This is a genomic window from Paenibacillus sp. 598K (genome assembly GCF_003851045.1).
In the GTDB taxonomy this organism is placed as follows: Bacteria; Bacillota; Bacilli; order Paenibacillales; family Paenibacillaceae; genus Paenibacillus_D.
Window position 1 is genome coordinate 25,707 of the sequence record NZ_BFBX01000009.1, and the last position, 6,657, is coordinate 32,363.

The window sequence follows — 6,657 nt, forward strand, 5'->3', positions numbered from 1 at the left end:
CCCACCTTCTGTCAGGATGTGACGGCGTGCATCGCCGACAGGACATCGGACGACGCTGCCACAAAACCGTAGCATTGCTTCACGTTGTATAACGTAGCCTCGGCGCAAAAATCCGGCGAGGTCGTCGCGCAGCAATCGGACAGCAGGATCGCGTCGTACCCGAGGCAGACGGCGTCCTGCAGCGTCGCCATGACGCACTGGTCGACATTGACCCCGGCAAAAAATAGCGTCTCGACGTTCAGATTGCGCAATATGCTATCCAGCGGCGTGTCCCAGAACCCGCTCATCCGGTATTTGTCGACTTGAATATCGCTGCTCGCCACGTCCATCTCCGGGATGGTCGCCGCGCTCCAGCTATCCTTCTGCAGCACCTGCGAGCCGTGGCCCGGCAGCTTGCCGCCGATGCCGACATCGTCGCCGGCCGGATCGTACACATGCAGCACCGAAGGACTGAGATTCATCTTGTCGGGGCGATTGCCCCAGTTCACCCAGACGACCGGGACGTTCGCATCCCGGAGCGCTGGCAGCAACCGATTGACCGGCTCGATGGGTCCGCGGGCTGGCGTGACATCGACGCCGATATAGTCCAGCCAGCCCGCAGGCGAGCAAAAGTCGTTTTGCATATCGATGACCAGCACCGCTGCCTTGGCCAGGTTCAACGTCAGCCGCTGCGGCTCGGCGCCGAAGGTGATGACCCGCTCCGGCTGCGCCGAGCGGCGCAGATCGACATGCTCCTTCGTTACGCGCCAGCTATTGCGTTCGTGTCCGAGCTCTCTCATAGGCACACTCCCTTCTTGCGTCGGCCTGCCCGGGCGTGGACGCCTGAGGCCGATTCGTTACGGATGATGCAAGCTTACTCGCGGACGATACGGTCGATGTCGAAGCGGCTGATCTCCTCCAGCGCGAGCGCCAGCTCGGCGGCGATCCGTTCGGCGATCAGTTCGCCCTTATTGGCCGTCGCCACCGTCGCATCGCCTGCGATGCCGCTGCGGGAGATGTCGCTCATCACCCAGGCGAAGCGGATACGCCCCTCCATCGTCAGATACTTCAGGCCCGTCACGTCCGGGATCTCCCGGACGAGCTCGCCTTCTCTCACCCACTCCCGCTTGATCGCGAGCAAGAGCGAAGTCTCGATATCGCCGCCGTGGATGCCGTATTCGTGCTCCTCCTCCGTGACCAGATCCTTGTCGGCATCAAGGCTGTGCGGATTCACATAAAACACCATCAGCCCCGTCTGCACCCGGATCTCCCGGGAGGCGACATTGAGCAGGTCGACATTGCCGCCATGCGTGTTGAACAACATCAGCCGACGGAAGCCGCTGCGCTGCAGGCTCGATGCGATGTCGACGAGCACGCTGTGCAGCGTCGATGCCGACAGCGAGATCGTCCCAGCGAAGTCGAGATGCTCGTTGCTCTTGCCATACGGGACGGGCGGCAGCAGCCACACATTGGCTGTCTCTGGCAACCGCTCCAGCGTCCGCGTGATCAGCGCCTCGCCGATCAAGGTATCCGTCAGCAGCGGCAGATGCGGACCATGCTGCTCGACCGCGCCTACCGGCAGGATGACGAGCGCGTCGTCCTTATCTAGCGCCGCCACCTCGGCCGAGGTCAGCCGGGGCAGATAGCGCGTATCCCATGCCTTGCCTTCGTATCGGAACATCGCTCGCTCACACTCCCCGGAGGACGCGCAGGTCCTCTTCATCGAGGCTGGCCTTGGGGCCGGCGAGGATGAGATCGGAGAACTTCTCGTCCGGCACCATCGTCGTCAGCACATAGAGGCGGCCTTCGCCGGTATTGTGCACCTCGTGCACATGTCCAGGGTCGACGACGAAAAACGAGCCGGGCTTGATCGGAATGCTCTTGCCGTCCACCGCAGCGATGCCTTCGCCGGCGATGACGTAGAAGTATTCATGCGCATCGGCATGGGTATTGGGCGGCGTCTTGCCGTCCTTGTCGAATATCTCGATGACCGATACGAAGGGCAAGGTCTTGCCGTCGCACAGGAGCACGAACTTGTTTTTGTCTGCCGCCGCTATCTTATGAACCGGGCAGTCTTCATAGTGGCCTGCTGTTAATCCAGGTACGAGCATCGCGCCCATCTCCTTTTCAGTTATATAATCTGGAAGATCGATCCCGTGCCTCTTCGGCATTATGAGGTCAGTCTGGCACCTCCCCGAACGTTCAGATGACCTCTTCCTCGCCATACTGGGCGAACAGGTCGAGCAGCATCTGGCGCATGACGATGCCAGGCTTGTCGGAGAGCATATGGTTCTCCACCTTGCGCCGCACATCAAGCGAGACATTGTATTCGGTCGTCTCCAGCACATCCATATCCTCGTCGACGACTGCGCGGTCGAAGGCGATGACGCGCTCGGCCGGCACATCGGCCTCGGTGTCGTTGCGCAGGGCGAACTGGACGAGCTGACAGCTCTTGTCGTCGATCGGCGTCGCGCAGGTGATGATGGAGTGGATCAGGCCCGTCGGGTATTGAATCGTATTTTGACGGATGAAGGGCAGATACCAGCGGCCGTACGCCTTGCGGACCGTCTCGTCCTCGTCGACATTGATCGTCTTCACCTGCTGATTCAGCTTGTTGGTCACTGGCGCTTCATGGTATGTCTCGAAGCCCCACTCGGCCGGCGTGATGTCCATCTTGGGCGGGATCGGGTTGTTGATGTCGCCAAAGGTGTTCTGATGCACGAAGGCGACATGCGCCGCATCAAAGGAGTTCTCCATCAGACGAAACGCCGCGCAATGGATCACTTCATAGAACTGGTCGACCTTGCGGAACGAGGCGTCATCCGAATACTTGAACTCCGGTATGCCGGTCACCGGGTCCTCGAGCGCCACCCACACATAGCCGTAGCGCTCCTCGCAGTGGTAGCCGGCAATCTTATACACCTTGGGCGGGTCCTCCAGCTCGGACTGCGGGAAGTAGGTGCACTTCCCTGTCCGGTTAAAGGCCCAGCCATGATACGGACAGACGACGCTGCCTTCGCGGACGGTGCCCTTGGACAGCTTTGCCGTCCGATGGCAGCAGCGATCGACCGCCGCCGCCGGCTTGCCTTCCTCGTCGAGCCAGAGGACGATGTCCTCGTTCATCAGCTTGACGCCCTTGGGACCGTCCTGCAGATGCGCAATCGGCAGGACCGGATAATAAAATTTACGGAAGATTTTTTGTTGGGTTTGCAGCATAGCAGACGCCTCCTTGAACCAATTTCTGCGAAATTCGATTGCTCCCTCGCAATTCGATCGCTTCCTAATGAACGTTTTCTATCTCACGCTTTAGCCCAAACCAAGCTCGGATAGATAACTGCAAAAGTACGTTTATTTCCGGCAAAACGGGGTGGGAACAGGTAATTAAATGCAAATGTACACTTAATCGGATTGAAATTGCCTCCTAATGATCCATTCCCCAAAAATAACTGCACTTTTGCATTAAAATTTAGATTTCACGCGCTTTGAAGCATAAATAAAGGTATTTTTGCAGTTAAGCGATGAGAGGGACCTTACTCTTTCCAAATCAACTCTTCGCCGTCGTAGATGGCTTCCAGATACTTGGTAATGTTTAATTGGTCGACCGTCACCTCGCCGCTCAGCGCTTCGGCGTCCTGGAGGATGTCAAGCTCGGCTTGCCATTGCTCCGGCGTCGCCCAGCCGAGCGGCAGCCCTTCGCGCTTGGAGTCGACGATCAGCTGGCTCTCGACCGCCCAGCGATTCGTCTCGGCCTCGAGGTTGTAGTTGCCCTCGGCCATCTTCTCCAGAGCGGCGATCGTCGGCGTTGCGTCCTCCATGAGCAGCTCATGCGCCTTCAGCACGGCCCGCAGGAAGTCCTCGGCGACGGTCGGGTTTTTCTCGGCAAATTCTTTGTTTACATTAAGCAGGCCAAACGAGTTTTTGACGCCATAGTCGGCCGGGTCGAACAGCTTCACCTTAAAGCCCTTCTGCTCCATCTGGAACGGCTCGTTGGACTTGAACACCGTGATCGCATCGACGTTGGACGTGTTGAGGATCGTCGGGTCGAAGCCAACCGACACCATCTCAACCTTGTCGAGATCGACGCCGGCGTTGATGAACATCGCACGGAAGTTCGGCGGGAACGCCGCCTTGTAGCCCAGCGTCTTGCCCTCAAGATCGGTCAGCTCCTCGATGCCGGAGTCCGCGAGCACCATAAGCGCATTGAGACCGACCGGACTCATAACGGACATCGGCTCGATGCGGCCGCCGCTGGCGATCGCCTGGATGACCGTGCTCGCCGAGCCAGCGCCTGCGAACTGCGCCCGACCTGCCGCCAGCAGCTTCATGCTCTCGGCTTCGACGCCTGGCTGGATCTCGACGTTCAGCCCCAGCTCCTCGAACAGCCCCATCTCGATGGCAGCCGCAACGTTGATGTTCGGCGCCGACGCCGAGTAGTTGAAGCCGGTAATGTACGTAATTTTGCCGACCGCCTTGTTGGCCGCGATCCGCTCCTCCCAGTTGATGCCTTCCTCGCCCGGCGCTGCCGCTTCTTCTCCGGCTGCTTCGCCGCCGTTGTCGGCAGGCTCGCTCACCTCCGGCTCCTCAGCCGGCGCAGCCGTATTTTGGCTACCGCAGCCAGCGAGCGCCAGCATCAGACACAACAGACAGATCATCCACATCGCAGACTTCGTTTTCATACTCTTGTTGCCTCCCCTTAGTGATTGGAATAGTGCTTATTGTGTCAGCCGGCCGCCCAGGTGCTACTGCCCCGAGCTATGCCAGGCGAGAAACCTGCGTTCGACGATCCGCACTGCGTTGGTGAGCAGGATGCCCATTAGCGCCAGCAGGAAGATCGCCCCGAACATTCGCTCCATCTGCAGATAGTTGGCTGAGACCATGACGACATTACCGAGCCCCTTGCTGGCCCCGCTCATCTCGCCGACGACTGCGCCGATGACGCTCATGCTGATGCATGTACGGGCGGCGGAGAACAGGAACGGCAGCGCCCCCGGCAGACTGAGCTTGAAGAAGATCTCCCACCGGCTGGCATGCAGCGACCGCATATATTCGTAGTTGCTCTCGTCCACTGAGCGGAAGCCCGTCGTGGAGTTGATGAGCATCGGGAAAAACGAGATGATCGCCGCGACCAGAATCTTCGGAAACGTGCCAAAGCCGAACCAAATCATGAACAGCGGCGCGATAACGACGATCGGCGTCACATGGGCCAGCACTGCGACGGGCAGCAGCATCCGCTCCAGCAGACGCGACTGCGACATAATGACGCCGCCGATCAGCGCCAGCACCGTGCCGATGACGAAGCCGACCATCGCCTCGTAGAACGTCACGCCGACATGCGGCATGTAAAAGGAGATCGAGGTGAACAGCTCAGCGAAAACTGCCGATGGCGGCGGCAGGATGACCGTCTGGACGTCCAGCAGACGCACCGCCAGCTCCCAGCCCGTAAACAGGATGACAAAGGTGACGAGCGGCAGCATAATCGAGCTGACGGCTTGCTTGACGCGCATCGCCCAGGTGACCGAGTCGCTCGCCTTCTCCGCTGTCTTGCCCTCGCTCGCCGCGATCCGCGAGCTTATCGATTGACTCATCGCTATCCCCACCTTTCGCGTAATGACTCTCGGAGCTCGGCCATATAGTCGTTGAAGGCCTGCGAACCGATGACCGACTCGTCGCGCGGCCGCGCCAGCTTGATGTCGATGACCCGCGACACCCGGCCCGGACGAGCCGACATGACGACGACCTTGTCCGAGAGGTAGACCGCCTCCTGGATGTTGTGCGTCACGAACAGCACCGTCTTTTTGTGCTCCTCCCAGATCGTCTTGAGCTGGTGCATGAGCACCTCCTTGGTGATCTCGTCGAGCGCCGAGAACGGCTCATCCATGAGCAGGATCGGCGCGCCCGTGGCGAAGGCGCGAGCGATGCCGACACGCTGCTTCATGCCGCCGGAGAGCTCTCTCGGGTAGGCGTGGACGAAGTCGCCCAGCCCGACCGCCTGCAGCAGCTTGATCGGGTCGCCCTGCTCGACAGGATTGAACACCTTTTGCCGGTTGACCTCGAACGGAATGTTCATATTTTGCAGGACCGTCCGCCAAGGGAAGAGTGCCGGCTGCTGCGGCACGAAGCCGAATTGCTTGGCCTTGAGCAGCTCCTGCGGCGACTGGCCGCCAATCGTGATCTCTCCCTCCTCTGCATCCATCAGACCGCCGATGATGCGGAGCAGCGTCGACTTGCCGCAGCCGCTCGGGCCGATGAAGCTGACGAACGATCCTTGTTCAATGTCCAACTGAATATTGCTCAGAGCCTCCGTCCACTGTCCACGTCTGACGAACCGTTTATGCACACCCTCGATAGTAATGTAAGACATTGTGACACATACCTCCTTGTGGCGCTCTGAATGGTACCAATATACCCCCATATTTGCCTTTGGGTCAATTTACTTGACGTAAATTTGTGTTTGAATCTAAATGAAACCGGTTAGCATTGGTCAAATGACAGAGGTTCATTCCAATTTTACATAAAACCTACTCTTATTGCGTCAAGTAAATGTTAGAAATTATTGACCCGTTCTGTGAGACGGCGTTATACTGAGGAGACAAGAAGTTACTGTGAGGGCGACAACTCTCAAAACTGCCGAAGAGGCACGGGATCGAAGCATCTGGGGACAACAGCGATCGGAAGATC

7 protein-coding genes are annotated in these 6,657 nt (G+C 59.0%); all 7 read right to left on the reverse strand.

The window, feature by feature from the left end; all coding sequences use genetic code 11:
* Window positions 1–11: 11 nt before the first annotated feature.
* Window positions 12–779, reverse strand: coding sequence for a cysteine hydrolase family protein (locus PA598K_RS03385; RefSeq protein WP_128655494.1), 768 nt, complete (start codon window positions 777–779; stop codon window positions 12–14).
* A 74-nt stretch (window positions 780–853) separates the two neighbouring features.
* Window positions 854–1,660 carry a creatininase family protein gene (locus PA598K_RS03390; RefSeq protein ID WP_128655495.1) on the reverse strand — a complete coding sequence of 269 codons (807 nt, stop codon included), beginning with the start codon at window positions 1,658–1,660 and terminating at the stop codon, window positions 854–856.
* Window positions 1,661–1,667: 7 nt separating this feature from the next.
* A complete protein-coding gene (locus PA598K_RS03395; protein WP_128655496.1) occupies window positions 1,668–2,090 on the reverse strand; it encodes a cupin domain-containing protein in 423 nt (140 codons plus the stop codon).
* 91 nt (window positions 2,091–2,181) lie between these two features.
* Window positions 2,182–3,195, reverse strand: coding sequence for an aromatic ring-hydroxylating dioxygenase subunit alpha (locus PA598K_RS03400; RefSeq protein ID WP_128655497.1), 1,014 nt, complete (start codon window positions 3,193–3,195; stop codon window positions 2,182–2,184).
* A 314-nt stretch (window positions 3,196–3,509) separates the two neighbouring features.
* Window positions 3,510–4,655 carry an ABC transporter substrate-binding protein gene (locus PA598K_RS03405; protein ID WP_128655498.1) on the reverse strand — a complete coding sequence of 382 codons (1,146 nt, stop codon included), beginning with the start codon at window positions 4,653–4,655 and terminating at the stop codon, window positions 3,510–3,512.
* A gap of 63 nt (window positions 4,656–4,718) precedes the next feature.
* On the reverse strand, window positions 4,719–5,564 hold the full coding sequence (locus tag PA598K_RS03410; protein WP_128655499.1) for an ABC transporter permease: 846 nt from the start codon (window positions 5,562–5,564) through the stop codon (window positions 4,719–4,721).
* A 2-nt stretch (window positions 5,565–5,566) separates the two neighbouring features.
* Complete coding sequence (locus PA598K_RS03415; RefSeq protein ID WP_128655500.1) at window positions 5,567–6,340, reverse strand: ABC transporter ATP-binding protein; 774 nt, start codon at window positions 6,338–6,340, stop codon at window positions 5,567–5,569.
* Between the last annotated feature and the right edge of the window lie 317 nt (window positions 6,341–6,657).